Raw genomic sequence first — 946 nt, forward strand, 5'->3', positions numbered from 1 at the left:
CTGAAACAGGCGGCAAAGACGATTCAGGAAACTCAAGAGCTGTGTGGATTTAATAAGAATCAAACCTATTATATCCTGCACCAGATGTGCAAGGACGGCATCTTGCAGCCTGATGGCGTAGGCCGAGGAACGAAGTACAAAAGCGTGAAGTGAAAATTTACGCTGACTTTTACGCTGAAAGTTTGATTTGCGCTGAATTTACGCTGACTTTCCGGGATTTACGCTGAAAATACGCTGACTTGGTATGGTTTGCGCTGAATTTGCGCTGAGAAACGCGCGCCGCGCGATTAGCGGTTTTACCGCGCGTTTTCTGTGGCTCAATCTTCCTGTCTACCGTGCTCACACCCCAGCGACAGGTAGTGCTCCATCTCCCCTCTCAGCACCATCTGTGCGTACTCCAAGGGCTTGTTATAGAGCAGCCAGTCCAGCTCTGCCCGCTGTGCCGGGGTGTTGCCGTACTCGTTCTCAATAGCGATGCAGTCGATGGCAAGGGTGGTGCCATCTGCGAACCGGGTTTCCACCCGGTTGGTGTCCATATTGTAGCGGCAGGAAAGCAGTTTGTTCATGGTGAACCTCATTTCTATATCAAATGGTGTCTGTTCGGATGTCCTAAACCCTGCCATAAAACCGATGTGTCATGTAAGATTGTTGTCTGGATGAAATTGGAAGTTCTTGCACTGTCGATGCCCCAAAAATCCAGCAGGAAAACCACTCATTTTGAGGGCAGTTTGTCGGGCTGATTTTCGCTCTGCACATTTTTGCACATTTTCTGCACATCGCAAGGATGGATAACAGGTGCAAGGAAGTGCAAACAATGCAAAGGATGCAACAGAATAACAACGGCAAAATAACGGTGATTCGATTAAAATGACGTTTTAGCGTTAAATGATGAAATGGACAAAATGTGCCATTCGGTTCCTACGAATCAGTAGGCCGGGGGTTCGAG

1 protein-coding gene is annotated in these 946 nt (G+C 48.2%); it reads right to left on the bottom strand.

Features of this window, described 5'->3' with window-relative positions; genetic code table 11:
* Window positions 1–317: 317 nt before the first annotated feature.
* Window positions 318–566 (bottom strand): DUF6061 family protein, encoded by a 249-nt coding sequence (locus DWV57_RS14210; protein ID WP_120021125.1) that lies wholly within the window; start codon window positions 564–566, stop codon window positions 318–320.
* Window positions 567–946: the final 380 nt, after the last annotated feature.

This window comes from Faecalibacterium sp. AF10-46 (assembly GCF_003604105.1).
GTDB classification, from domain to species: Bacteria; Bacillota; Clostridia; order Oscillospirales; family Ruminococcaceae; genus Faecalibacterium; species Faecalibacterium taiwanense.

Coding starts and splice junctions, on each gene's coding strand:
- DWV57_RS14210 (WP_120021125.1), bottom strand. CDS start 566: ATGAACAAACTGCTTTCCTGCCGCTACAATATGGACACCAACCGGGTG.